Here is a 24,736-nt window from a genome sequence, read left to right as displayed (position 1 = left end):
GCAAGTCCAAAATAGACAAGGCTGATTTTTTCTGGCACTCTTCCTTCTGGAAAGAATTACCGAGAACACGAGCAAGAAGCTGTGACGCACTGCAAGTTGTCCGTAGGTTGTCCGTATAAGGGGTTAAATAGGGTCAAATACGGATAAGTGCGGACAATTATGAAAGGGGGGAGGATTAAATAACCCATTGAAAATGCTAGAAAAGTTAAAATAAGTTTAACGTCCGTAAGTGCCTTCTAAGCAGTGGGTCACTGGTTCGAATCCAGTTGGACGTGCCATTTTTTCAAACCCCGTATTCTTCTCAGGAATACGGGGTTTTTCATGTGATCAAGGCTTTTTCCATCAAAAGCGGGCTATCTTAAAAATAGAGAGGCAAGGCAAGCATGATTTGGTAAACAAGCTGGATAGAGGCATTATTACGCATGGTTCGGCCTGTTTTTTATCAATAGTAATAGCGGTTGGTTTGCGAAACCGGGAGAATGGAGGAATGTGGCTGAAGATTTTTTCTCTGTATTGAGAGAAGTGGAATAGTCTGTGGCTGTTGTGACGAAAATGGCAGAAGATGAAAGGGTTGAATGAAAAATAATGGGGCGGATGGGTAGAGAGTCTTCAATGCTTTTGAAGAGCACTGGCATGGACATGCAAACAGTGTATTTTTATGAATGATACCGAGAAAATTTGGAATTTTGAATATTTTTATTTTATCCGGCGGTGGGGAATCTCTCCGGTATTGGTAATACGGGAGTATGGATGCATCTTTGCATATTCATCCTGAGTGAGTACATTGACGCATAACTCCAGGATTTTATGCATGCCGTACATGGGAAGATCGATGTCCGGATGCAGTTTCTGGAACTTGTGAACAATTTCCATTTCCGTTTCCGGAAAATTCACGGGAATGGTATTGGGAAGTTGAATTTTCCACGATTCGCCTTCGTTTATCAGCTTATCAATAAAAAGATATTGGGTAACAGGAATGTTGCCGCGTGCGGTAAACCAGGTGTGTACGGTGCGGACGGAAACGCGGCATTGTCCCGCAAGCCATTGGCGGGTTTTGCCGTGAGCACGGAGCCATTCCTTGATTCTGATTTTTTTGGGGTCACATTCTTCCGTATGGGAAAGTGGATTCTGCTCTGAATCGGAAATCAGGCCTGGAATGATGCGGGAAAGCGCTTTTTTGGTATGAGCTGATATTTTACGAACGCTCATTTGTGCATAAAAAGTTTGTGGCCGGATACCTATCTCCTCCGCCAATTGGTAGGACTTGCGGTTTTGGCTTTGCAGCCACTCTTTCACCTGAATGCGTATATCGTCGTCAGACATGAATTTGTGCAGATTTGTAACGAAAGAAAAGATAGGGAGGAGGCGGTAACGACACTATGTTCTCTTTCTCTGGAATTGATCCGGGATATGTGATTCTCTTTTTCAGCTTCTGCTTTTGATGCTGGAAAGAGCATCCAGTGCTTCACTCGCCCATTCCGGAACGGTCAGACCACGGCGTTCAGCTTCATTCCTGAATTTTTCATACTTTTGAGGAGTAACGGGAACGTGGATGCTGTTCGGATTTTTTGTTTGAACCAGGCGTGCCTGTTTGGCGTACTCTTCTTTCATAATTCTGATAATCAGGCGTTGTCTGGCACGGGGAATTGGAACAGTGGAAAGCCATTTATCGACCTGACTCTTGCTGACGCCGCAAAGGTCGGCAAATTCGTCCCGGGTCATTTTCGTAAGAGCTAAAAACTTTCTGATACTGGACTTCATTTCATCCATGCGCGCATTTTTCGCATTCAGAAAAATCTGGCAAGCCATTTCTGGCATATTTTCTATTTTAGAAAATAATATTGTCTTTGCGTATCCAAAAAGGTAAATCATTTTTCCTAAATCCAATGAAATTCAAAAAAGTGTGGATGTTGATCATGTTTGTTTTCTTCTTCCATATGAAAAAAATCATGATTAATATTTCTTCTTTTTCGGGGCATTTTGACTTCTGTCCTGGTGGAAAGAACACGGTAACGGGCCTTCCTTCTTTTCTTTCTTTTTTCTATTGGCTTGACGAAGAAGGTTACGATAGTACCGTGTCACCATGTTAAATTCCTCTTTATTGGTTTTGGGATGTTCCGTGTTTCTTGCGGCGGCTGCCGGAATGCCATTGCTGGCAGCTTCTTCTGAAAAAAAGGAAAACAAAACGGTTGCTTCGGAGGGCGCCCTCCCATCACTTGCTCTGGATGGTTTGCCGGATGTATGGATACAGGGAACTCCGGTAAAGGAATGGGAAAAGGACAAAGTGTATATTTTTGAATTTTGGGCTACCTGGTGTGGACCATGCTTGGCTGCTATGCCCCATATGGAACAATTGCATCAGGCCTTTAAAAATAATCCTCATATGCAGATTATCGGAGTTAATGTCATGGACAGGAAATCTCCGGAATCTCTGAAAGAATTTTTAAAAAACCGTCCATCCCCCCTGACTTATGCCATGGCCGTGGATGTGGATGGGAAAAAGACCAGGGAGAAATGGCTGTCCCCAATGGGGGTGAACGGCATCCCCCATGCTTTTGCCGTTAAAAACGGCAAGCTTATTTGGAGAGGACATCCCGGAAGACTTTCTGAAGAAATGATGCGGGCCATGTTGAAACCTGATTTTTCTGCAACATCTCTTCCAGAGGATAACCCCAGAGCGAACGCCCGTGCATGGAAGCTCTACCGTCAGGTTTCTGAGAGAGCGGGAGAACTTGCCCGGAAGGCGGGGAAGGCGGAAGCACAGGCCTTTTTAAGGCAAATTCAGGATTCGGGACAGTTCCAGCAGGATCAGATTATTCAACTGAAAATGGTGCCATTCAGCGTCTTGGCGGAATTGGAAAAATTCCAGGAAGCACAGGCCGTACTGGATGAACTGTGCAAAGAGTATCCGGACAATTACCGTGTACAGATTAATGTGGCGGAAACGCTTCTAAATGGAAAATCCGTGCCTGCCGGGAAAATGGATGCCACCCTGGTGGAAAGATGCCTGAACCGTTGTATTGAAATCTCCAGAAAGAATAACAAGGAAGCTTCCTTGCCTTGGAAACTGATGGCGGAACTTAGGGAAAGGCAGGGAAACATGGGTGAGGCGTTGCTGGATATGGAAAAGGCGCTGTCCTTAACGTCCATCAGCAAAGCCTGGACGAAACTGCAGCAGCTTTCGGGCAATAAGGAAGCCTTTCAGAATATTGTGAATCAGGCGATTGCTGAAATAAGGCCAGAGCCTCCGAGGAAGATGCAGGAAATGGGCGTTGTGCAGGAAGACAAACAGTACACTCCTCTTTTCAGTAAGTTGAAATGGTTCAATCATCCCGGTCTGACAGGACTTCCTGCCGGCAAGACCGTATTCATCAGCTTCTGGAGAGGTCACAATATACTTGGAGAAACAGCTCCAGGAAGAACACTTGATGTTGTTCTTAAAAAACACGGGCTTTTAGATCATCCGGGAGTAAAGGCCGTGGTGTTGGGCGTCAATCCGTCAGCGGAGAAACAGATGCAGGATTATTTGTCCGGGCCGGAAGGATGGACTCCTTATCCTGTCGGTATTCCATCGGATCGTTCGGTTATTGAATTCTGTGATTTGCTCAAACTTGATTCATTCCCCGCCGCTGCCGTCGTTCGTGACGGAACATTGTTGTGGTCCGGAGAAATTAAAAGGATGCCCGAATGGGTGGCGGAAACTGCCAGATTGGACTCTTTTGATAAAAACAGATTTGCGGATGAGGTTGCGAAGCGGAAGGCCCGCCAGCAGGCCATGTATGCTGTCATAAAAAAATCCTTTGAATTGAGGCGGGAAAAGAAATTTGATGAATACCAAAAGTTGATTGAGGAAAATGCCGAACAGTTTTCCGATGATGGATGGTTTGCGTCTACAGTAGCGGAGGTTCAGGCAGGAAAGGCTTGGAAGGAGAAGAATTACCAGAAAATGGTTGAGATTTTTGACAACGTCTTGGAGCGCTTTCCTCGGGAAGATTCGCTTGCCTCCTATATCCTGAAGATCCTTAATGGTTCGGAGGAAATGCGCAAATACAGTTATAAGGCGGCTCGCCATGCTCTCCAGATTATGAGGGATTTTAATACGAGGGATGATGGCGGATACAATGCCGCCTGCTATGAGGTGATGATGAATATGGCAATGGAGGAAAAAGATTACGCCCAGGCGAGGAAAGATGCTGTAAACGCCCTTCGGGAATTGCCTTTGGTCCATCAATACGCAGCCATGAAGAAAAAATAGAGAGAAACTTAGGATTTCTGAAGCATTTAGGCCTCTTTCGTGATGAAAGAGGCTTTTTTATTAGAAAAAAATGAAAACGTAATATGTTGATAATGAAATATTTTTTATGAGTTTGAAATTTTTCTCGAAAAAACATCTCGAAAAAAATTGACAAAAAGGGGGAAGTTGATAAAGTTCTCGGCACGCCAACACGGCGACGGGATGAAAAGCCCGGCGGCAGACGGACTCGGAAGAGTAACGGAAGCGGCTGGAGCCGGCCACCCGGAGAGCTCCCTGGAAGCAGGGGCGATAAGAAGATTTCAAGGGAATGACTACCGAAAACCGCCGAGGGTTTTCCGAGGGCGCCGAGAGGTGCCGGAGGAGGAAAAAGCCCGAAGGAGCGACCTGGCTCTGAGAGGGGTGGTTTGGTAGAAGCGAGGGGAAAGAAAAAAGGTCGTGACGCGCGCCGTGCAAGGCAGAGCGAAGAGGCCTTCAAGAGACACAACTTGAAGGAAGAGCCGGCTGAAGCATGGCGCAAATGAAATCGCAAGATTCCATTTGGTCCAGCAATTTCAAAAATTAATTTGATGGAGAGTTTGATTCTGGCTCAGAACGAACGCTGGCGGCGTGGATAAGACATGCAAGTCGAACGAGAGAATTGCTAGCTTGCTAATAATTCTCTAGTGGCGCACGGGTGAGTAACACGTGAGTAACCTGCCTCCGAGAGTGGGATAGCCCTGGGAAACTGGGATTAATACCGCATAGAATCGCAAGATTAAAGCAGCAATGCGCTTGGGGATGGGCTCGCGGCCTATTAGTTAGTTGGTGAGGTAACGGCTCACCAAGGCGATGACGGGTAGCCGGTCTGAGAGGATGTCCGGCCACACTGGAACTGAGACACGGTCCAGACACCTACGGGTGGCAGCAGTCGAGAATCATTCACAATGGGGGAAACCCTGATGGTGCGACGCCGCGTGGGGGAATGAAGGTCTTCGGATTGTAAACCCCTGTCATGTGGGAGCAAATTAAAAAGATAGTACCACAAGAGGAAGAGACGGCTAACTCTGTGCCAGCAGCCGCGGTAATACAGAGGTCTCAAGCGTTGTTCGGAATCACTGGGCGTAAAGCGTGCGTAGGCTGTTTCGTAAGTCGTGTGTGAAAGGCGCGGGCTCAACCCGCGGACGGCACATGATACTGCGAGACTAGAGTAATGGAGGGGGAACCGGAATTCTCGGTGTAGCAGTGAAATGCGTAGATATCGAGAGGAACACTCGTGGCGAAGGCGGGTTCCTGGACATTAACTGACGCTGAGGCACGAAGGCCAGGGGAGCGAAAGGGATTAGATACCCCTGTAGTCCTGGCAGTAAACGGTGCACGCTTGGTGTGCGGGGAATCGACCCCCTGCGTGCCGGAGCTAACGCGTTAAGCGTGCCGCCTGGGGAGTACGGTCGCAAGATTAAAACTCAAAGAAATTGACGGGGACCCGCACAAGCGGTGGAGTATGTGGCTTAATTCGATGCAACGCGAAGAACCTTACCTGGGCTTGACATGTAATGAACAACATGTGAAAGCATGCGACTCTTCGGAGGCGTTACACAGGTGCTGCATGGCCGTCGTCAGCTCGTGTCGTGAGATGTTTGGTTAAGTCCAGCAACGAGCGCAACCCCTGTTGCCAGTTACCAGCACGTGAAGGTGGGGACTCTGGCGAGACTGCCCAGATCAACTGGGAGGAAGGTGGGGACGACGTCAGGTCAGTATGGCCCTTATGCCCAGGGCTGCACACGTACTACAATGCCCAGTACAGAGGGGGCCGAAGCCGCGAGGCGGAGGAAATCCTAAAAACTGGGCCCAGTTCGGACTGTAGGCTGCAACCCGCCTACACGAAGCCGGAATCGCTAGTAATGGCGCATCAGCTACGGCGCCGTGAATACGTTCCCGGGTCTTGTACACACCGCCCGTCACATCATGGAAGCCGGTCGCACCCGAAGTATCTGAAGCCAACCGCAAGGAGGCAGGGTCCTAAGGTGAGACTGGTAACTGGGATGAAGTCGTAACAAGGTAGCCGTAGGGGAACCTGCGGCTGGATCACCTCCTTTCTATGGAGTAAGCGCACACAAGTGCGCAGGTCGGATCTCTTCCCGAGGGAAGAGAAAGCGGAACCCGCGAGGGCCCGCAACGAACCAAAGATGTGTAAACAGCCGGTCGCCTGGAGCAAAACCGGGCACGACGTGCGTGACGACCTTTTTTCACCGAGAACCGCAACTGGGGGTATAGCTCAGTTGGTAGAGCGCCAGCTTTGCAAGCTGGATGTCCGGGGTTCGAGTCCCCGTGCCTCCACCAGTTTCGGAAAAGAGACCCAAAGCCGGGCCTGTAGCTCAGTTGGTTAGAGCACGCGCTTGATAAGCGCGGGGTCACAGGTTCAAGTCCTGTCAGGCCCACCAGCAAAATCGATTATTGAGGGAAAGCGAAAATTGACATCTGCGTGGCAAAGAAAACGGTTGCTGAGAAGCAATCGCTTTCCAACAAAGTGGGTAGTTGAACAACAACAACTACAAAACACAAAAACATGCATACCAAGCAATGAGACAATACAGTAAGTCACGAAAGGGCTTTGTGGTATTGTGGAAGTGGTAACAAGCTTTTGCAATATGATGAAGTAAGTAAGGGCGTACGGTGAATGCCTTGGTGCCAACAGGCGAAGAAGGACGCGGCAAGCTGCGAAAAGCCTCGGGAAGCTGCAAGCAAGCGATGATCCGGGGATATCCGAATGGGGTAACCTGATCGAGGCAATACTCGATCGTTCATACCTGAATACATAGGGTATGAAACGCGAAACCCGCTGAAGTGAAACATCTCAGTAAGCGGAGGAAAAGAAAGAGAAATCGATTCCGTAAGTAGTGGCGAGCGAAAGCGGATGGAGCCCAAACCGAAGGTATTCCTTCGGGGTTGTAGGACCACGACCTATTCGACCATACTGGATAGTAGAACAGCCTGGAAAGGCTGGCCGTAGAAGGTGAAAGCCCTGTAGACGAAATCCAGAGTGGGAATTAGTGGTATCCTGAGTAATACATCACACGTGGAACGATGTATGAAACCGCGCGGACCACCGCGCAAGGCTAAATACTAGTTGGCGACCGATAGTGAACAAGTACCGCGAGGGAAAGGTGAAAAGAACCGCTGTGAGCGGAGTGAAATAGAACCTGAAACCGTATGTCTACAAAGTGTCAGAGCAGAGCAATCTGCGATGGCGTGCCTTTTGTTTAATGAGTCTGCGAGTCAGTGTTTGTGGCAAGACTAAGGGCTTCCGGCCCGGAGTCGCAGCGAAAGCAAGTCCGAACAGGGCGCAATAAGTCGCAGGTACTGGACCCGAAGCGGAGGTGACCTACCCTTGGCCAGGTTGAAGCATGGGTAAAACCATGTGGAGGACCGAACAGGTGAACGTTGAAAAGTTCTCTGATGAGCTGAGGGTAGGAGTGAAAGGCTAATCAAACCCCGTGATAGCTGGTTCTCTTCGAAATGCATTTAGGTGCAGCGTCACGTGCTGATGCGCGGGGGTAGAGCACTGACAAGGCTAGGGGGCACACCCGCTTACCAAACCTTATCAAACTCCGAATACCGTGCAATGGAACGTGGCAGTGAGACAGTGGGGGATAAGCTTCATTGTCGAGAGGGAAACAACCCAGACCAGCAGCTAAGGTGCCTAAATAACGCTCAGTGGAAAGGATGTGGGATTACACAGACAGTGAGGATGTTGGCTTAGAAGCAGCCACCATTTAAAAAATGCGTAATAGCTTACTCATCGAGTGATCCTGCGCCGAAAATGATTGGCGATCAAGCGTTATACCGAAGCTCTGGACTTTGCCGCAAGGCAGAGTGGTAGAAGAGCGTTGCATGCGCGTCGAAGGGTGATGGCGACTGACCCTGGAGCACATGCAAGTGAGTATGCAGACATGAGTAACGTTAAGCCGGGTGAAATCCCCGGCCGCCGTAAACCCGAGGTTTCCAGGGCAACGTGTTTCGTCCCTGGGTTAGCCGGGACCTAAGCCGAGGCCGAGAGGCGTAGGCGATGGACATCAGGTTAATAATCCTGAGCTCGCGACCCTTAAACTGGGGGGACGCATGAGAAAAGATGACTAGGTTATTGAATTCCGAGTTGAGTCTACGGACTCAGCGCATCATTGGATCGAGTGCCAAGAAAAGCCCCAGCGTATGCTAAGCGACCCGTACCGCAAACCGACACAGGTGGGTGGGTAGAATATACCAAGGCGTAAGAGTGAAACCTGGTTAAGGAACTCGGCAAATTAGCCCCGTAACTTCGGAAGAAGGGGTGCCTGCAGCGATGCAGGCCGCAGAGAAATGGCCCAACCGACTGTTTATCAAAAACACAGCACTCTGCAAAGACGCAAGTCGAAGTATAGGGTGTGACACGTGACCAATGCCGAAAGATTAAGGCAAGGGGTTAGCCGCAAGGCGAAGCTCTGAACCCAAGTCCCGGTGAATGTCGGCCGTAACTATAACGGTCCTAAGGTAGCGAAATTCCTTGTCGGGTAAGTTCCGACCTGCACGAATCGTGAAACGAGTTGGGCACTGTCTCAACCAGGCGCTCAGTGAAATTGTAGTGGCGGTGAAGATGCCGCCTACCCGCAGAAGGACGGAAAGACCCTATAGACCTTAACTGTAAGCTGTCATTGTTTCTTCGGTTTTAATGCTCAGAGTAAGTGGGAGACGCTGAAGACGCCCTTTAGGGGGCGTCCGAGTCATCAATGAGACACCACCCTTTGAAACTGGAGGATCTAACCCTGAGCCGTGAATCCGGCCAGAGGACCGTGTCAGCCGGTCAGTTTTACTGGGGCGGTATCCTCCCAAAGAGTAACGGAGGAGCGCGAAGGTGGGCTCAGCCCGGTTGGCAACCGGGTGTCGAGTGCATGGGCATAAGCCCGCCTAACTGTGAGACCAACAAGTCGAGCAGATGCGAAAGCAGGCCCAAGTGATCCGGCGGTAGAAAGTGGAATTGCCGTCGCTCAACGGATAAAAGGTACCTTAGGGATAACAGGCTGATCACGCCCAAGAGTTCATATCGACGGCGTGGTTTGGCACCTCGATGTCGGCTCGTCGCATCCTGGGGCTGGAGAAGGTCCCAAGGGTCCGGCTGTTCGCCGGTTAAAGCGGCACGCGAGCTGGGTTCAGAACGTCGCGAGACAGTTCGGTCCTCTATCCTCTGTGGGCGTTGGAAAATTGAGGGGTTCAGACCTTAGTACGAGAGGACCGGGTCTGACGCACCACTGGTGCATCGGTTGTACTGTCAAGTGCATGGCCGAGTAGCTAAGTGCGGACGGGATAAGCGCTGAAAGCATCTAAGCGCCAAGCCCTTCCCAAGATGAGTTTTCCCTACAGGTTCGTGGAAGACCACCACGTTGATAGGTCGCAGGTGTAAGTGCAGCAATGTATTGAGCCAAGCGATACTAATTACCAATTGACTTCATCATATTACATCACTCCCCGTCGTGAATGAACACTTGCTCTTGTCTCATTCTCCTATGCATGATCTCAACCACCAGCCACGCAGATGTCAGTTTACGCTGAATGCCCCCTTCCCAAAAATCTTCTTAGACTCATACTAACCCATTAAAAAAATCCCACACTCGAAAGCCCCAATGCTGGGCTCCCGGGCAGGCAGGATGAAGATCGATGAAAGTCCCTTCCCCCTGAAGCCCGGTGGCCAGAGCGCAGTGGTCCCACCCGGTCCCGTTCCGAACCCGGAAGTGAAACGCTGCCGCGCCAATGGTAGTCGGACGATAGGTCCCGCAAGAGTAGGTCGCCGCCGGGATTTTTTCCCATCAGGCCCCGCCAGTCTCCAGACTCGCGGGGCCTGTTCGCTTCTTGCTCTCTCTTATGCTGTCTTCTTGATAAACACTGGCTATAGACGATAGTGGGCTGCCAAAGTGTTTTTGCCATGTCACTGTGGTCACGTCAGTTCTCTTGAACCATTATTCCGATTTGGTTTCTTTTGCTGACCTGAAATATCGTGGACAATGAAGAAAAACCGGTTGGCGGCCCGACAGACGGCCGGAAGCATTCCTGGCCCTGCTTAATTCATGCTTGGAGTTTTGTGCCATTTGTTCACGAATGATATTTCTGAATGCCTGACAGGCATGCCATATTACTGTATTCTGTCGTGACAAAAAGTGTCTGTTGAGATAGTATATTTCCAAGTAAGGTTATGAAGTTTCAAGGTCTTTATACAGCAATTGTGACTCCGTTTGCCGGCAATCGGGTCGATGAAGAGGCTTTTAGAATGCTTGTAGAAGCCCAGATAGCCGCCGGTGTGGCCGGTATTGTGGCTGTCGGCACCACAGGAGAATCCCCCACCTTGACTGTAAAAGAACACTTGAGGGTGATAGAACTGGCCGTGGAGAGCGCGGCTGGCCGCATTCAGGTTATTGCGGGAACGGGAGCTAATTCTACTGCAGAAGCTATCCATATGACCCAGGAAGCGGAAAAGATGGGAGTAGATGGAACGCTCCAGGTGTGCCCCTATTACAATAAACCTTCCCAGGATGGAGTTTATGCCCATTTCAAGGCCATTGCGGACGCTACCCGTCTGCCGATTATGCTGTACAGCATTCCGGGCCGTTGCGGTATTGAAATCAGTGTGGAGACAATCAGCCGTCTGGCGAAGGACTGCCCGCATATTGTTTGTGTGAAAGAGGCCGGTGGCAATGTGGACCGCGTGAACCAGCTGATGCAGGTGGTTCCGGAAAATTTCACTGTTCTGTGCGGCGATGATGGCCTGACGGTGCCTTTTATGGCCTGTGGCGCCAGCGGATTGGTTTCCGTAACATCCAATCTGGTTCCGGGCATCATGAATTCCATTGTAAAAGCTGGCCTGAATCAGGATATGGGAGAAATGCTTTCTCTCCAGAAGACTTTTTATCCGTTGATGAAAGGGCTAATGACTCTGGATTCCAATCCTGTGCCGATCAAGGCGGCTTTGGCGATGAAAGGAGATATACAGCCCGGAGTACGCCTTCCGCTGGTTCCATTGCCGGAAGAAAAGGAAGCTCAGCTTTCCGCACTTCTTCGACGTTTCAACATTCTTTAATATTTTAGTGATATGATTTCCATTCTTGTTACAGGCATTTCGGGCCGCATGGGCCAGGCTATCCAAGAGGCGGTGACGCTGAATCCGGATACTTGCGTGGGGGCCACTCATGACCAGGGGCAGGAGCTGTATCCGGCCCTTGCCAAATGCGACGTAGCCATTGATTTTTCCCATCATGCTTTCACCAGCACTTTGCTGGCGGAAGCTGTCGCCAATAACAAGCCTCTGGTCATAGGCACTACAGGACATACGGATCTGGAACGCCAGGAGATTGTGGATGCCGCTGCATCCATTCCGATTGTGTTTGCTTCCAATTATTCCGTGGGGGTGAACGCCCTGTTCTGGCTGACGCGCAAGGCGGCCCAGATTCTGGGAGGCAGTTGCGATATAGAGGTGATGGAGATGCATCACCGTCATAAGATTGACGCTCCTTCCGGTACTGCCCGGACACTGGCGGAAATTCTGTCCGGCGCTATTGACAGGAATTATGAAGATAGCGTGGTTTTTGGCCGTGAAGGACTGGTAGGGCCTCGACCCGCCAAGGAAATAGGTATGCATTCCCTGCGGGGGGGAGATGTGGTGGGGGATCATACCGTGATATTTGCTTCTGATGGAGAACGGCTGGAGCTTACCCATAAGGCGTCCAGCCGTATGACATTTGCCTCCGGTGCTGTTCGCGCGGCTCTTTGGCTCCAGAATCGGGAGCCGGGGCTGTATACCATGGAAGATGTTCTGGGGCTTTCCCAATTATAACTTTTTGGTATCGTGGCCGTTCTCCTTTTTTAGATCGGCCACGATATTTTTTACTGATGAAGAGAGCCGGCATTGCACTGGGGTCCAACCTTGGGGATAAAAACAGCCTGATGATTCAGGCCAGGGATCATTTGTTGCAGATGAGTCTGTCTGATGACCCTTTTCTGCAATCCTCCCTGTATGCTACCAGTCCCCAGGGGTGTCCGTCCGGTGCGGATGATTATTTGAATGCCGTGGTGGAATTTACCTGGCCCGGTACGGTGGAGGAATTGCTTGTGCATTGCCAGGGTATAGAACGGGCCTTGGGACGCGTTCGTTCCGGGATCCGCTGTGAACCCAGGACGGCGGATGTGGATATTATTTATGTGGGGGACATGGTGGTCAATGATCCTCCTCGTCTGATTCTCCCCCATCCCAGAGCCCATTTGAGGAAATTTGTTTTAAAACCTCTTTCCGATATCAGGCCGGAACTTATCCTGCCGCGCCAGCATAAAACGGTTGCCTGCCTGTTGGCGGGATTGGATACGGATGAAGCTGATCCGCTTCTGGTATCGGAACGCTGGTAAATCGCATGTTTATTGAATGTCATGAATCAATCTTTTGAGAAAGCGGAACGCATCCGCGCCTGCAAGAACAGGCGGCATGTGACTCTGGTAACTGCTTATGACTATCCTACAGGCCGCCTTTTGGATGAAGCCGGCGTAGATATTGTGCTGGTGGGTGATTCCCTGGGGATGGTGGTTTTGGGTTTTCCGGATACCACTCATGTGACGCTGGATCATATGCTTCATCATGTGGAAGCTACTGCGCGCGGAGTGAAGAACGCCCTGCTGGTGGGAGATATGCCCATACATTCTTATGATACGGTGGAACAGGCCGTGCAATCCGCAAAGAAATTGTTTTTGGCTGGGGCGGATGCAGTCAAGCTGGAAGGGGGGGCAGCCCAAGCGGAAAATATCCGTGCTATTGTGGAGGCCGGTATTCCCGTAGTGGGTCATATCGGTCTTCTGCCGCAAAAAGTGCTGGAGGAGGGAGGATACAAGATTAAAGGAAAATCCTCCTCAGAGGAGGAAGCCCTGGTAAGGGATGTGGCGGCCGTGGCGGAGGCGGGGGCTTGTGCCGTGGTTGTGGAGGGCGTAACGCCTCATGCTGCCCGTCAAATTACCGTACATTCTTCCATTCCCACGTTGGGTATTGGTTCCGGCGCTCATACGTGTGACGGCGATGTCGTGGTGATTCATGATCTGGTGGGAGCGTTTCCGTGGTTTGTTCCGGCTTTCGTCAAACCTCGCGCGGACGTAGCCGGAAGCATGATTGCCGCCGTCAAGGAGTGGATGGAAGATTGCTATACGGAGCCCGGTTCCATCAGCTCATAACAATTGATTTTTTATGCTGGTATTTTCTACGTGCTGGAATTCCCACCGTCATCAGGACGGGGAAGAAATGATTGATGAAATTCTTTCTTTGGGTTTTGACCATGTGGAACTTTCCCACGGCATCAAGTTATCCCTTTTGCCCGGTATCATGAGGGCGGTAGAAGCCGGAAAGGTGCAGGTGGCTGGGGTACATAATTTTTTCCCCGCACCGATTGACGAGGTGGGGGATTCTCCAGACAGCAGGCCTTTTACGGCAGATTTGCCGCAGGTGCGTTCCAAGGCTATTGAATTGACGAAAAAGTCTATTGAGCAGGGCGCAGCGCTGGGGGCCGGATATATTGTGTTGCATATGGGAACGGTGGAACCCTTGGCGAAACGCACGGATACGGCTCATTTGCAAAACCTGGCGCGTCAGGGAATGGTGGGAACGGAATCGTTTGCCGGCACCAAGGGCGAATTTGTACGCCGCCGCAACCGCCTGGCTCCCGTTTATCTGGAACGGGCGCGAGAAGCTCTCCGGCAACTCCTTCCGCAAGCCGGACAATTTGGCGTCAAGCTGGGCATTGAAGGTCGCAGCCATTATGAGCAGGTGCCGAGTGAGGATGAAATGAATTTGTTGATGAAGGAGTTTGAAGAAAATCCCTTTATCGGTTACTGGCATGATTTCGGGCATATTCAAAGAAAGCATAATTTACTGATATTAAATCATGAACAATTTCTTCGCCGAATGTCTTCCCATTTGATTGGGGGGCATGTGAACGATGTCAAATGGCCGGCGCGGGATCATCAGGTTCCTCTGTTGGGGGGAGTGGTTCCCTTTGAACGTCTTCTTCCTTTTTTCCCGCATGGAGTTCCGCTCGTATGGGAACTCTCCAGTCGTGTTCCCTCAGAAGATATCCGCGCGGCGCGCAAATTATGGATGGAACAATTTCCGCAGACGCTGGACTGACTATCTTGTGGTTGTAAATCCGGTTCCGTGGGTATAGAGTCGGTACGATGATAGATAAGACGACATCCCGCGTCATTATGGGGCTTTTGGGAACGGCCTGTGTCTTGATTACGGCATTTGCCTGGTACAAGGCGAAATATGCCGCCGTTCCGGAGGCTGGGATGCACCATAATATTTATGATGAAGACATTCCGCAGTCTGCTCCGGTTCCTGTAGATTACCGGATGGTTTTGTTGACGCTCCAGGATCTGGCGAAGGCGCCTCTGGCCGATGTGTTCACGTCGCCCCTCGGAGATGAAAATGGCGCGTTTACCTATGTTGCCCAAGGGGTGGGGGATATGAATGTTGTCCGTAAGGGAAGGCATGCAGGACAGGATTTAAATGGAATAGGAGGAGAAAACACGGATGAGGGACTGCCCGTGAGGGCCGCCGGCCGCGGATTGCTGATTTATGCAGGAGAACCTTCTCCTGATTGGGGCAATGTTGTCGTGCTGCTGCACCGTTTGCCGGACGGGCGTTTTGTGCAGAGTTTGTATGCCCATTTGAAGACCGTCAGCGATATTCCGTTGGGGACTTTGGTGGGACGCGGAGAGCAAATTGGCTCAGTCGGAACTGCGCATGGCAACTATTTGGCGCATTTGCATTTTGAGATGATTGAATCCATAGCCCATGAGGCGGGAATGCCGGGCTATGGGAAGACGACGTTTAACAGAATCAATCCGGATGAGGTGATGAAGCAATATGCTCCCGACCCTGAAATGATGATGCCTGATCCCATTATTGCCTTGAAACAGGTTCAGATGGCGGCGGGGTGGGAAAAACTGCTGGAGAACCTGTATAAGGATAACAGTATGGAAGCTTTGGATAAAATCCTCCCAAGCAGTCAGTCGCCCAAGGAAGAAAAGGAAAGGCGCTGATTACGTTTTTTCCAGTTAAGAACGGGAGTTTTGATTTTTGGATACCAGTTCTTCCTGTTTTCTGGTGATTTGCAGGACACAGATCAGCCACAGGATGCTCGCTGCCGTCATCAGTGCACCGGTGAGCAGAAAGGCCGTTACGTAATGTTCCGCCCCGAAAGGGAAAAGAGTGCACAGAGTTAGAGCCGTAGTTACCAGCAGATACAGGCGCAGGGAGCGGGAGGGTGTTTGCTGCATCCATTCTGCCGGGTTTTTGGATGCCTTATATATTTCCTGGAGAACCAGGGCATTGAGAACCATGCCAACTACCGGCATGCAGCTTAGAAGAACGCTAAGAAAGGGAGTGAACCGGATTCCCGGAACTTGAAATTCCTGAATATTGGCAGATGCCCGGTACAGCCAGATCAGCTGGATGAGCAGGGATGGAATGAACAGGATGCTGAGGAGGAAGACCAACGGCGCCGCAAAAGATGGCAGGTGAACCATATTCTGCTGAATGAGTGTCTGGATCTCTTCATAATTAACGACATGATTGGAAAAAACAAGCCAGCTGCTCCAGAGCATGAAGGGCAGCAATACGAAACATGCCAAAATGGATAATTTGGCCAGCCCGTTTAAAGAATAACGCAAACGGTACTGCTGCTCCTCTGGCTGGTCTTTGCTTTCTTGATTCTGTGTTTCCTCCCATACTGGTGACATTGGCGGAAGAACTTGGTCTACAGGCTGCCATCCTTCCATACCCTGTTTCCAGGTAAGCGTTTTTGAGTCGATTACGCCCTGTCCCAGAAATTCACGGACTTCGTATTCGGAATAGGCTCTCGGCTGGGAATCGCCGGGAAGTTTCAGGAAGTATTCACTCATTACCTGTATTTTAGAGAAAGAAACATGTATGGAGCAATGGGAATTTGAAGGATGACTGATAAAGTATCCCAGCAGGGGCCTTTCCCAGATAAAAGAATCAGCTGCCAGTGGTCTTTTTGCAGGCTTTTGCAAGGGTAGTGTTTTGCCGGAAAAAATACCCGTCCGGAAGAGGCTGTTAGAAAATAATCGAAAGGACAGGATTCGAACCAGCGGTCTCTTTGGTCCGAATGAAGAAAATTTGAAATGTAACTATTGATAATCAATGATTGTTTTTCTGGTGCCCTTTTCAAATCTTTTATTTCCGGCTTGGTTATCGTGCCGTTTTAACCTTTTCCTTCACGTTCCGAATGAGGGTTAGATTACGCGTTAAACGTGTTGATGGGGAGCGAGAAATTTTTCAAGGTGTTTATGAACTGAATATTCAGTTCATTCAGTAGTAAACGATACGAAACATAACATTATGGCTATATCAACAAAACCATTCCACCCGTTGGATGCAGAAAACAACCGCCGTTACAAGGTAACGAAGAAAGAGCCCCCCAAGATTGGATGGCATAAGACGGAAGAAACCGGGGTACATGACTGGGAAGGATATATCCGCGTTCCGGAAGATGGAACCTATAATTTCACGATTCAGATTGACGACAACGGCTATCTGGAAATCAATGGTGAAAAGGTAGCGGAACTGACTGGATCGCATTCGTCCACATCCGTTTCTGGAAGCAAGGAACTTAAAAAGGGCTTTCACTATGCGAAACTGCATCATGAGAACCTTGCCGTACCGGAAGAAATTGCTCCTTACCCCAATGCGGAGGAGTTTGTTCCCAAGATGGGAGATTCCGAAATGGAACTTTGGGAAATTGATGCTCCAAAAAATCTTTGGAATATTGCCAATGTACAACGTCTATTGGGATGCTACAATGTAGTGGATTATCCCACCATGACTACAGATGATGTGTGGATCTATATTGGAGGATGGCTGAACGATAGCCACGTTTCGGGAGATACCAATTACATTAACAGTTGCGCCTTGCGTCTGAGCATTGCTCTTAGTAGTTATGGTATTGACCTTAATGGAGCTCCGGGAACCAATAATATTGGGGCAAAAGGTAATTCCCAGGCGTTGGGGGGTAAAAAGCATGTTATCATCAGCGCAGCTCAAATGGCGGTTTATCTCCGTACCCTGCTGGGAACTCCTGATTATCCGGATGATGGAGAAAATGGGTACAACACTCCCCAGGCTGGAGATATTATCGTATTTGGCGATAGTCTGCATGTGGGAATGTGTCCGGGAAATAACATTGGCATGGGCAGTTTTATTTCCGGCCCCGTGTGGCTGCTCCAAAGATCGACACTGGATGATTAATAACTGATATTAAATAATATATTCATAGGGTGGACATTTTTCTGTGTTAGCCCTATTTTTATTGAATATAAACCAAAAAATCAGTATCTAATATATACATATGAAGTATGTTTCTTTTCTTTGCGTTCTGTTTTCAGGGTTACTTTCAACCGTAGCCTTTGGAGAGCCAGACCGTTCTTCCCATGTTGCTACGCAGGCCGAAGTAGAACAAGATAGTTTTCTCAGGGGTACAGCCCGAAATTTAGAAAAAAGCGATGTGATCCTGTCTGTTATCATTTACAAAATAGTCTCCACTGACCAGGGAACGACGCACTATGCCCGCGTCGTTCAGTCGCTGCGGGGAGATATTCCTGTAGAAGCTCTGGTCAAGTGGAACGGGCACGCCAATAAGCTTCCCAAGGGAAGCGCTCCTAAAACGGAATTGTATTCCAGTTGTAATCTGAGTTATGTCCTTGCGTCTTCAAAGGAGGTAGAAAAACTGCTGAATACGCCGGAAGATTTTATTCCGGCTGACAGCATTTATGGACTGGATTCCTACAGATTGGGCGACCACGTCAGATATTTTCCGATGACGGAGAGTGACCCGGGTCGCGCCATGAAAAAGCTCCTGCACATCGAGCCTGCAAAAATAACCGCCGAATCAGAAGCAGCTCGTTTCAAACCGGAATCCGGCAAGTAACCCGGTCTTCTCTCCCTGATTCGACTTTATTTGAATTATCCCCGTTCATGAAATATGAGCGGGGATTTTTGTGGGGGAGGTTCATTTTCCTGTTTGAGGATTTTGAATGTAATAGAATGTTTCCGCAGCGGCTGTGATGCTGTCTGGCACAGGAGTGAGAATTGGGCATAGATAATTTTTCCTCTGCATCGGCAAATAACCCTGACATCCTCCAGGCTTAATTGAGAAGATTTGCCCGTTTGATTTTGTTCCTGTGAAGAGGGTAAATTCAATCAGCATGACGCTGTTTATTTACCGTGGCGCAAAATAAGAGAAGTGTGGAGTTACTGATAGGCAAAATTATTTTATATCAGTAAATAAGTAATCAAAAAGCCGCCCGGAGGCGGCTTGAAAATTGGTCGAGCTGACAGGATTCGAACCTGCGACCTCTTCGTCCCGAACGAAGCGCGCTACCAGCCTGCGCTACAGCTCGTTGTTTGTGGTGCGGCGAAGTCTAAGATTGAAAGATGGGTTTGTCCAGTTTTTTTTATTCGCCACGGCACTTAGTTGTGATACGGTGCCGGGGTTATGATGGATATGCTGGTGCGGCTGTATGATTTGCCCGATATTGAAGAAGACCTGAGGAGGCTGGAGAAGGAAGGTTTTTTGATCCGCCGTCCGGGTGCTTACGAACGTCATTTGGTAGCTGACTGGGTTGGCCGGAATTTTTCTCCCAAGTGGGTAAGTGAGGCGAAAGCTGCCTTCGGCCGCCAGCCCATTTCCTGTTATATTGCCACACGGGAGAAGAAGATTCTTGGTTTTGCCTGTTACGATGTGACGGCTCGCGGTTTTTTGGGCCCCATGGGAGTGGCGGAAGAGGCTCGCAGAAGCGGATTGGGCACTGTGCTATTGATTTCCGCCCTGAAAGGACTGCGGGAGCTGGGTTATGCATACGGTATCATCGGCGGGGTAGGTCCGGCTGATTTTTATGCCCGGGCTGTGGGCGCGACGCCCATCGAAGGCAGTTCTCCCGGTATTTACGTGGATATTCTGCCGGAGCCCTGATACTGCCTGTTGTGTCTGGAGAATGGAACAGGAAGCTTTTATTTTTTATATTTTACCGGATGGCAGAGCATGGGTATTTGGGAAGAGGTTAGCTTCAGAGCCTTTGCCGGGGCATCCTTGTTCATGCTGGCTCGCGGGTAGGTAGTCGTCCCGTCTTTAGTGCATATGTAATTTTGACGTCCTGGCGGTTTATGGCGGTTGAGGCCATTGGCAGCCCAGAGCAGGTCTGACAAATCTTTTTGGGAGAACGTTTTTCAGAGAAACTCCGAATGGATTGAACGTGCGGGCAGGGCATTCATGACCGAAGCTCCCCGTTCCAGGCCTGATCGTCCAGTTTGACGAAATCTGCGGCGTAAAAAAGGCTGTTCCACAACACCGCTGTGAAGGAGCAAGAAGGAGTTTTTTTTCATAAATTTGCATCAGGAGTGACTGATAGATGCAGATTTCCCGCATATTCTCATTAGCCGGATTTTTAACATGGGAAGGAAGGGGCGGAAGGTTTTTATGCGCTCGTTTTTTACCGCCGTCCACCGGAGGGCCGCAAACTCGGGAAAAAATAGGGGGAGTTTTTCAAGAAAAGCCTTGAGTTCTTGCGTGGAATTGATATTGAAAGCAACCGATTTTTCGCCCGGCGGGGGAAGGCGCCCCGATTGCCCGCCGGTCAACAAGGGGCCATGAGAAAGATCGTTAATACTAACTCATCAACCATTTAAATGAGCACAACTGAACTGGCGGAACTGATTGACAGCAAGTTCCGCGAATTGCGTGAAGGTTCCATTGTTACCGGAACCATCCAGGAAATCCGTCCCCAAGTTGTTTTGGTGGACATCGGCTACAAGTCCGAAGGCGCTATTTCCATTTCCGAGTTTGAAGACGAGGAAATCGAAGTAGGGGACCAAATTGAAGTCCTTTTGGAACGCCTCGAAAACGACGAAGGCATCGTCGTCCTTTCCAAGGAAAAGGCCGCCCATAAGCAGAACTGGGATAAGATCGTGGGCGTGTACCGCGATGGCGGCCTGGTTAAGGGTAAAGTGAAGAGCGTCGTCAAGGGCGGTCTTATGGTTAACGTTGGCGTGGAAGCCTTCCTGCCCGGTTCCCAGGTGGATATTATTCCTCCGCGCGATCTGAACGAGTATGTAGGAAAGGTTTACGAATTTAAGATCGTCAAGGTGAATGACGACCGTAAGAATATCGTCCTTTCCCGCCGTGAAGTGATTGAAGCTGAACGCGCTGACCAGCGCCAGCGCTTCCTTGAAACCGTCAAGGAAGGCGACAAGGTGGAAGGTATCGTGAAGAATATCACGGACTTCGGCGCTTTTGTCGACCTCCGCGGCATGGACGGTCTGCTCCATATCACGGATATGAGCTGGGGCCGCGTGAACCATCCGAGCGAAATGCTCCATATCGGTCAGTCCCTGGAAGTCGTGATTCTGGAAGTGGATCGCGAAAAGGAACGCGTTTCCCTGGGCCTGAAGCAAATGACAGACAATCCCTGGGCGGATATCGAACGCAAATACCCGATCAATTCCCATGTCAAGGGCCGCGTGACCAAGCTCCTGCCCTACGGCGCCTTTGTGGAATTGGAAAAGGGTGTGGAAGGCCTGGTGCACGTTTCCGAATTGTCCTGGGTCAAGAGAATTACCCGTCCGAGCGATGTATTGAAGCTGGACCAGGAAATCGAAGCCGTGGTTCTTTCCATTTCTGTGAAGGAACAGAAGATTTCCCTTGGCGTCCGCCAGTTGGAAGACAATCCCTGGGCGGATATCGAATCCCGTTTCCCGATTGGTACCGTCATCAAGGGCCAGGTCCGCAACCTTACTCCCTACGGCGCTTTTGTGGGGCTGGAAGAAGGCATCGACGGCATGATCCACGTGTCCGATATGAGCTGGACCCGCAAGATCAACCATCCTTCCGAAGTTCTCAAGAAGGGCGACGAAGTGGAAGCCATCGTTTTGGAAATCAAGAAGGAAGATCAGCGCGTCTCCCTTGGTATCAAGCAGCTTGAATCCGATCCGTGGGAATCCATCAATGACCGTTTCAAGGTGGGCGACATGGTGACTGGCCAGGTGGCCAAGATCGCCAGCTTCGGCGCCTTCGTGAATCTGGACGGCGATATTGACGGCCTGATTCATATTTCCCAGTTGAGCGAAGACCATGTGGAACGCGTGAAGGACGTGATCAAGGTGGGTGATGAAATCACCGCCCGCGTGATCAAGGTGGACAGCATCGAACGCCGTATCGGCCTTTCCATCAAGGCCGTCAATTACGACACCGAACAGCTCCGCCGCGAAACCGCTTCCTTTGAAGCCCTCCGCCCGAGCAGCGATATGGTTGGCCTGGAACACGCTTTCAATCTGGCGACCCGTGAAAACGAAGAGTGGAGCCCTTCTGAAGAGAAGTAAGCCCATTTTCGTATTACGCTGATTAATTTAACCGCCGCGAATGGTCATATTCGCGGCGGTTTTTTTCTCATTCCAAAGAAGGCTGGAAAAAACCTTGAGTTAGTTCCCACTAAAGTATTAGCTTCCATTTTATACCATGTTGGAGCTGACCAAGAGCAATGAGGATTATCTGGAGGCCATTGGGTTGCTGTCTGAAAAAAACGGGACGGCCCAGGTGCGGGATATTGCAGAGATGCTTAAGGTAAAGATGCCTTCCGTTACGTCTGCCGTCAAACAGCTGGCGGATATGGGGTTGGTGGAGTATACGCAGTATGCCCCCGTCAAGCTGACTCCCCAAGGCCGCAGAATTGCCGGGAAAATTATTGTCAGCCACGGCATTCTGTTTGATTTCCTGCGGGAGGAACTGGCTCTTCCGGAAGAACGCGCCAATGAAGTGGCTTGCCAGATAGAGCACATCATGACTTTTGAGGAGATTGAAAAACTCAGGTCCTGCCGGATCCGCCCTTTTGAGGGTGGAGAGGAAAATTCCGCCAAGTAGCATGGCTCCGGGCTCTCTTATGGGAAGCCGGAGATATGGATGGCCGAACCACATTCCGGAAAGAGGGGGAAGGGCAGAAAACGGTGATGTAAGGTAAGGGAATGAAATAAGATTTTTGTCTGCTGTTTATTTTTCCGTAGTGCATTGAAATGGGGTTGAGGTGTTGATTTCGGGAATGTTCATCTTCTGTTAGATGTTCTCCTTTCGGAAGAGCGGTTTTGTCCAGCATGCGAATTTTATTCATGGAAATGGCTCGCCGCAAGTCGGGGTGAAAGGGGATGACTGGGAGAAACGGCATTTTGCCCTTTCCCGTTCAGGTATTTCGTGATAGGTTCCCGCGCATGGATCCCCATATCGCTGCAGATCTCTCGGCGCTCGACACGGCTGTCTTGCATAGCCGTCTTTCCGAGCTCGGGAGCTATCTTTGACCTGGACGGCATTCAACAACGAGTGGCCGAATTGGATGAACGCATGAGTGCTCCGGATTTTTGGGATGACCAGAATGCCGCACGGGCGCTGATGGCGGAGGTGAATCCCCTGAAGCACAGGATGGAGGCGTTTTCCGCGCTGAAGTCCCGCCTGGAGGATATTGACGCTGCTATTGAACTGGCCCAGGAGGCGGATGACGATGACCTGGGCCGGGAAGCCGTGGAAGAGTTTGCCAGATGGCAGAAGTCTCTGGCGGATTTTGAACTGCTGACTTTGCTGAACGGACCGCAGGACCAGGCTTCCTGTTATGTAACCATTCACGCCGGTGCCGGCGGCACGGAAGCCTGTGACTGGGCATCCATGCTGTTGCGCATGTACATCCGCTGGTGTGAGCGCCGGGGGTTTTCCGTGACGTATTTGGAGAGTACGGACGGGGATGACGCCGGCATTCGTTCCGTGACATTGAAGGTGGATGGAGAGTATGCCTACGGGTATTTGAAGAATGAACGCGGCATCCACCGGTTGGTGCGCATTTCCCCCTTTGATTCCGCCGGGAAGAGACATACTTCTTTCGCTTCCCTGGACGCGACGCCGGAGGTTTCTGATTCCATCAATATTGAGATCCTGGACAAGGATTTGAAGGTGGATACCTACCGTTCCGGCGGCAAGGGCGGTCAGAACGTGAACAAGGTGGAAACTGCCGTGCGTATCACGCATATTCCTTCCGGCGTCATTGTGGCCTGCCAGAATGAGCGTAGCCAGCTTCGTAACAAGGAAGAGGCTATGAACATGCTGCGCGCCAAGCTATACCAGATTGAGGAAGACAAAAAGCAGGCGGAAGCCGACCGCCAGTACAGTGAGAAGGGAGACATCGGGTGGGGCAACCAGATCCGTTCCTATGTTTTCCAGCCTTATCAAATGGTTAAGGATTTGCGTACAGGCGTAGAGTCCGGCAATATTCAGGACGTGATGGACGGGAACCTGGATCCGTTCATTGAGGCCATGCTGCGCGGCCATAAGCGCGAACGCTGATGTTTTTTTCTTATGGCCGCCAAGTTGACGATTGACGTTTTGTCCCTGTTCCCGGATATGGTGGAAGCCCCTCTGGGCGGCAGCATTCTGGGAAAGGCCCGTGACAGGGGATTGTTGGAGATACGTTGCCATAATATCCGTGACTGGACGACGGACAAGCACCGCAAAACGGACGATTACCTTTGCGGAGGAGGCCAAGGCATGCTGCTGAAGCCGGAACCTATCTTTGCCGCCGTGGAGGAACTCCGCCGACGGGAAACGCGCGTTGTGCTGATGACTCCCCAGGGGCGTACGTTCAACCAGTCATTGGCTGCGGAATTGGCAGCCTCCGGAGGCCATCTCATTATCCTCTGCGGCCATTACGAGGGGGTGGACCATCGTGTAGTAGAAGAGCTGGTGGATATGGAATTGTCCATCGGGGATTATATTCTCACGAATGGGGCCATTGCTTCCGTGGTGGTCATTGACGCCGTAGCGCGCCTGATTCCCGGCGTGCTGGGGGATGAGCGTTCTTCCGTGGAGGAATCTTTTTCCAACGGGTTGCTGGAGGCTCCCGCTTATACCAAGCCGAACGTGTTCCGGGGCCTGGCTGTTCCGGAGATTTTGCTGGGCGGCAACCATCCCGCCATTGAAAAATGGAAGCACGGGAAGTCTCTGGAACGTACGCGCCTGAACCGTCCGGATTTGTGGAGGAAGTGGCTGGAATCGCATCCGGAGGATGCCATCGAGTGATATATTTGAACATTGCGTCAAATTTGTCTTGCCAAGTTCGGAACCTTCCGTTATAAGGTCCCGCCTGCCACCGCGAGGGTGGTGTAAAGTATTTTTTTGAACCTTTTACAAACACAAGATCATGTCCAAGCATTCCAGCCTCAAAGCAACCGGTACCGTAGGCGGCAAGCGTTCCGTCCTGAAGCGTTTTGAACGTGTCAAGCTTCTGAAGGAACGCGGCGAATGGAAGAAGGGCCAAAGCCCTCTCGGCCTGCCGAAGACCAAGCATGAAGCTTAAGTCTGCCTTTATCCTCTCCGGAGAGTTTCCCGGCGGAGTTTGCAC

General features: G+C 50.5%; 20 protein-coding genes, 4 tRNA genes and 3 rRNA genes. 21 read left to right on the top strand and 6 right to left on the bottom strand.

Annotated features, from left to right (window positions below):
* The first annotated feature begins 219 nt into the window (after positions 1-219).
* Positions 220-278: transfer RNA gene (locus O4G22_RS01410), tRNA-OTHER, on the top strand.
* 418 nt (positions 279-696) lie between these two features.
* Here the strand turns inward: O4G22_RS01410 and O4G22_RS01405 are convergent.
* From O4G22_RS01405 to O4G22_RS01395, 3 genes are all read right to left on the bottom strand, one after another.
* Positions 697-1,323 carry a hypothetical protein gene (locus O4G22_RS01405; RefSeq protein ID WP_218823936.1) on the bottom strand — a complete coding sequence of 209 codons (627 nt, stop codon included), beginning with the start codon at positions 1,321-1,323 and terminating at the stop codon, positions 697-699.
* A gap of 102 nt (positions 1,324-1,425) precedes the next feature.
* Complete coding sequence (locus tag O4G22_RS01400; RefSeq protein WP_094137517.1) at positions 1,426-1,872, bottom strand: hypothetical protein; 447 nt, start codon at positions 1,870-1,872, stop codon at positions 1,426-1,428.
* Positions 1,873-1,953: 81 nt separating this feature from the next.
* On the bottom strand, positions 1,954-2,184 hold the full coding sequence (locus tag O4G22_RS01395; protein ID WP_218824888.1) for a hypothetical protein: 231 nt from the start codon (positions 2,182-2,184) through the stop codon (positions 1,954-1,956).
* On the opposite strand from O4G22_RS01395, the gene O4G22_RS01390 reads away from it, so the two are divergent.
* The 12 genes from O4G22_RS01390 (at position 2,084) to O4G22_RS01335 (ending at position 15,331) form a co-directional block, all read left to right on the top strand.
* Positions 2,084-4,255 (top strand): redoxin domain-containing protein, encoded by a 2,172-nt coding sequence (locus O4G22_RS01390; protein ID WP_306701982.1) that lies wholly within the window; start codon positions 2,084-2,086, stop codon positions 4,253-4,255. The two genes, O4G22_RS01395 and O4G22_RS01390, sit on opposite strands and share 101 nt — an antisense overlap.
* Positions 4,256-4,818: 563 nt before the next feature.
* Positions 4,819-6,330, top strand: a 16S ribosomal RNA gene (locus O4G22_RS01385).
* 168 nt (positions 6,331-6,498) lie between these two features.
* A tRNA-Ala gene (locus tag O4G22_RS01380) sits at positions 6,499-6,574 on the top strand.
* A 24-nt stretch (positions 6,575-6,598) separates the two neighbouring features.
* A tRNA-Ile gene (locus O4G22_RS01375) sits at positions 6,599-6,675 on the top strand.
* A gap of 209 nt (positions 6,676-6,884) precedes the next feature.
* Positions 6,885-9,720, top strand: a 23S ribosomal RNA gene (locus O4G22_RS01370).
* A 225-nt stretch (positions 9,721-9,945) separates the two neighbouring features.
* Positions 9,946-10,061: ribosomal RNA gene (rrf, locus tag O4G22_RS01365) — 5S ribosomal RNA — on the top strand.
* Together the 16S, 23S and 5S rRNA genes with 2 tRNA genes alongside form the textbook arrangement of a ribosomal RNA operon.
* Positions 10,062-10,454: 393 nt before the next feature.
* The gene (gene dapA, locus O4G22_RS01360) at positions 10,455-11,336 is read left to right on the top strand and encodes a 4-hydroxy-tetrahydrodipicolinate synthase (RefSeq protein WP_297405538.1); all 882 of its coding nucleotides are present in this window, start codon (positions 10,455-10,457) and stop codon (positions 11,334-11,336) included.
* A 12-nt stretch (positions 11,337-11,348) separates the two neighbouring features.
* On the top strand, positions 11,349-12,089 hold the full coding sequence (gene dapB / locus O4G22_RS01355; RefSeq protein WP_094136637.1) for a 4-hydroxy-tetrahydrodipicolinate reductase: 741 nt from the start codon (positions 11,349-11,351) through the stop codon (positions 12,087-12,089).
* A gap of 56 nt (positions 12,090-12,145) precedes the next feature.
* On the top strand, positions 12,146-12,655 hold the full coding sequence (folK, locus tag O4G22_RS01350; RefSeq protein ID WP_290488197.1) for a 2-amino-4-hydroxy-6-hydroxymethyldihydropteridine diphosphokinase: 510 nt from the start codon (positions 12,146-12,148) through the stop codon (positions 12,653-12,655).
* Positions 12,656-12,676: 21 nt separating this feature from the next.
* Positions 12,677-13,465, top strand: coding sequence for a 3-methyl-2-oxobutanoate hydroxymethyltransferase (gene panB, locus O4G22_RS01345; RefSeq protein ID WP_094136635.1), 789 nt, complete (start codon positions 12,677-12,679; stop codon positions 13,463-13,465).
* A gap of 13 nt (positions 13,466-13,478) precedes the next feature.
* A complete protein-coding gene (locus O4G22_RS01340; RefSeq protein WP_290488196.1) occupies positions 13,479-14,414 on the top strand; it encodes a sugar phosphate isomerase/epimerase family protein in 936 nt (311 codons plus the stop codon).
* A 47-nt stretch (positions 14,415-14,461) separates the two neighbouring features.
* Positions 14,462-15,331: a M23 family metallopeptidase gene (locus O4G22_RS01335; RefSeq protein ID WP_306701981.1), complete on the top strand. Its 870-nt coding sequence runs from the start codon at positions 14,462-14,464 to the stop codon at positions 15,329-15,331.
* 15 nt (positions 15,332-15,346) lie between these two features.
* On the opposite strand, the gene O4G22_RS01330 is transcribed toward O4G22_RS01335, so the two are convergent.
* A complete protein-coding gene (locus tag O4G22_RS01330) occupies positions 15,347-16,192 on the bottom strand; it encodes a GYF domain-containing protein (protein WP_306701980.1) in 846 nt (281 codons plus the stop codon).
* Between the two features lie 460 nt (positions 16,193-16,652).
* Here O4G22_RS01330 and O4G22_RS01325 point away from each other — a divergent pair, with 460 nt between their 5' ends.
* Positions 16,653-17,558: a T6SS effector amidase Tae4 family protein gene (locus O4G22_RS01325; RefSeq protein ID WP_306701979.1), complete on the top strand. Its 906-nt coding sequence runs from the start codon at positions 16,653-16,655 to the stop codon at positions 17,556-17,558.
* Positions 17,559-17,658: 100 nt separating this feature from the next.
* Complete coding sequence (locus tag O4G22_RS01320; RefSeq protein ID WP_297405546.1) at positions 17,659-18,237, top strand: hypothetical protein; 579 nt, start codon at positions 17,659-17,661, stop codon at positions 18,235-18,237.
* Between the two features lie 81 nt (positions 18,238-18,318).
* On the opposite strand, the gene O4G22_RS01315 is transcribed toward O4G22_RS01320, so the two are convergent.
* Both O4G22_RS01315 and O4G22_RS01310 read right to left on the bottom strand, forming a co-directional pair.
* Complete coding sequence (locus O4G22_RS01315) at positions 18,319-18,516, bottom strand: hypothetical protein (protein ID WP_306701978.1); 198 nt, start codon at positions 18,514-18,516, stop codon at positions 18,319-18,321.
* Positions 18,517-18,632: 116 nt separating this feature from the next.
* Positions 18,633-18,709 (bottom strand) — tRNA-Pro (locus O4G22_RS01310).
* Between the two features lie 95 nt (positions 18,710-18,804).
* Between O4G22_RS01310 and O4G22_RS01305 the strand changes: the two genes are divergently transcribed.
* The 6 genes from O4G22_RS01305 to O4G22_RS01280 all read left to right on the top strand — a co-directional run bounded on the left by O4G22_RS01305 (position 18,805) and on the right by O4G22_RS01280 (position 24,691).
* Positions 18,805-19,281, top strand: coding sequence for a GNAT family N-acetyltransferase (locus O4G22_RS01305; protein WP_094136629.1), 477 nt, complete (start codon positions 18,805-18,807; stop codon positions 19,279-19,281).
* A 713-nt stretch (positions 19,282-19,994) separates the two neighbouring features.
* Positions 19,995-21,683 (top strand): 30S ribosomal protein S1, encoded by a 1,689-nt coding sequence (locus O4G22_RS01300; RefSeq protein ID WP_012419305.1) that lies wholly within the window; start codon positions 19,995-19,997, stop codon positions 21,681-21,683.
* Between the two features lie 136 nt (positions 21,684-21,819).
* On the top strand, positions 21,820-22,221 hold the full coding sequence (locus tag O4G22_RS01295; protein ID WP_012419304.1) for a metal-dependent transcriptional regulator: 402 nt from the start codon (positions 21,820-21,822) through the stop codon (positions 22,219-22,221).
* A gap of 341 nt (positions 22,222-22,562) precedes the next feature.
* Positions 22,563-23,682 (top strand): peptide chain release factor 2 gene (gene prfB / locus O4G22_RS01290; RefSeq protein WP_197736719.1). Its coding sequence is split into 2 segments (ribosomal slippage): positions 22,563-22,646 and positions 22,648-23,682, totalling 1,119 coding nucleotides; the frame shifts between segments, so codons are not numbered across the junction.
* A gap of 24 nt (positions 23,683-23,706) precedes the next feature.
* Positions 23,707-24,414: a tRNA (guanosine(37)-N1)-methyltransferase TrmD gene (gene trmD / locus O4G22_RS01285; protein WP_430538346.1), complete on the top strand. Its 708-nt coding sequence runs from the start codon at positions 23,707-23,709 to the stop codon at positions 24,412-24,414.
* Between the two features lie 121 nt (positions 24,415-24,535).
* A complete protein-coding gene (locus O4G22_RS01280) occupies positions 24,536-24,691 on the top strand; it encodes a small basic protein (protein WP_012419301.1) in 156 nt (51 codons plus the stop codon).
* The last annotated feature ends 45 nt before the right edge of the window (positions 24,692-24,736 follow it).

The sequence above is a fragment of the Akkermansia muciniphila genome (genome assembly GCF_030848305.1).
Taxonomy (GTDB): Bacteria; Verrucomicrobiota; Verrucomicrobiia; order Verrucomicrobiales; family Akkermansiaceae; genus Akkermansia; species Akkermansia muciniphila_A.
This window is presented reverse-complemented; position numbering and strand designations above follow the sequence as displayed.

What these genes read in the sequence shown, in the direction of transcription:
- O4G22_RS01405 (WP_218823936.1), bottom strand. Translation starts at nt 1,323, where the DNA reads ATGTCTGACGACGATATACGCATTCAGGTGAAAGAGTGGCTGCAAAGC.
- O4G22_RS01400 (WP_094137517.1), bottom strand. Translation starts at nt 1,872, where the DNA reads ATGATTTACCTTTTTGGATACGCAAAGACAATATTATTTTCTAAAATA.
- O4G22_RS01390 (WP_306701982.1), top strand. Translation starts at nt 2,084, where the DNA reads ATGTTAAATTCCTCTTTATTGGTTTTGGGATGTTCCGTGTTTCTTGCG.
- dapA (WP_297405538.1), top strand. Translation starts at nt 10,455, where the DNA reads ATGAAGTTTCAAGGTCTTTATACAGCAATTGTGACTCCGTTTGCCGGC.
- dapB (WP_094136637.1), top strand. Translation starts at nt 11,349, where the DNA reads ATGATTTCCATTCTTGTTACAGGCATTTCGGGCCGCATGGGCCAGGCT.
- folK (WP_290488197.1), top strand. Translation starts at nt 12,146, where the DNA reads ATGAAGAGAGCCGGCATTGCACTGGGGTCCAACCTTGGGGATAAAAAC.
- panB (WP_094136635.1), top strand. Translation starts at nt 12,677, where the DNA reads ATGAATCAATCTTTTGAGAAAGCGGAACGCATCCGCGCCTGCAAGAAC.
- O4G22_RS01340 (WP_290488196.1), top strand. Translation starts at nt 13,479, where the DNA reads ATGCTGGTATTTTCTACGTGCTGGAATTCCCACCGTCATCAGGACGGG.
- O4G22_RS01335 (WP_306701981.1), top strand. Translation starts at nt 14,462, where the DNA reads ATGATAGATAAGACGACATCCCGCGTCATTATGGGGCTTTTGGGAACG.
- O4G22_RS01330 (WP_306701980.1), bottom strand. Translation starts at nt 16,192, where the DNA reads ATGAGTGAATACTTCCTGAAACTTCCCGGCGATTCCCAGCCGAGAGCC.
- O4G22_RS01325 (WP_306701979.1), top strand. Translation starts at nt 16,653, where the DNA reads ATGGCTATATCAACAAAACCATTCCACCCGTTGGATGCAGAAAACAAC.
- O4G22_RS01320 (WP_297405546.1), top strand. Translation starts at nt 17,659, where the DNA reads ATGAAGTATGTTTCTTTTCTTTGCGTTCTGTTTTCAGGGTTACTTTCA.
- O4G22_RS01315 (WP_306701978.1), bottom strand. Translation starts at nt 18,516, where the DNA reads ATGCTGATTGAATTTACCCTCTTCACAGGAACAAAATCAAACGGGCAA.
- O4G22_RS01305 (WP_094136629.1), top strand. Translation starts at nt 18,805, where the DNA reads ATGATGGATATGCTGGTGCGGCTGTATGATTTGCCCGATATTGAAGAA.
- O4G22_RS01300 (WP_012419305.1), top strand. Translation starts at nt 19,995, where the DNA reads ATGAGCACAACTGAACTGGCGGAACTGATTGACAGCAAGTTCCGCGAA.
- O4G22_RS01295 (WP_012419304.1), top strand. Translation starts at nt 21,820, where the DNA reads ATGTTGGAGCTGACCAAGAGCAATGAGGATTATCTGGAGGCCATTGGG.
- O4G22_RS01280 (WP_012419301.1), top strand. Translation starts at nt 24,536, where the DNA reads ATGTCCAAGCATTCCAGCCTCAAAGCAACCGGTACCGTAGGCGGCAAG.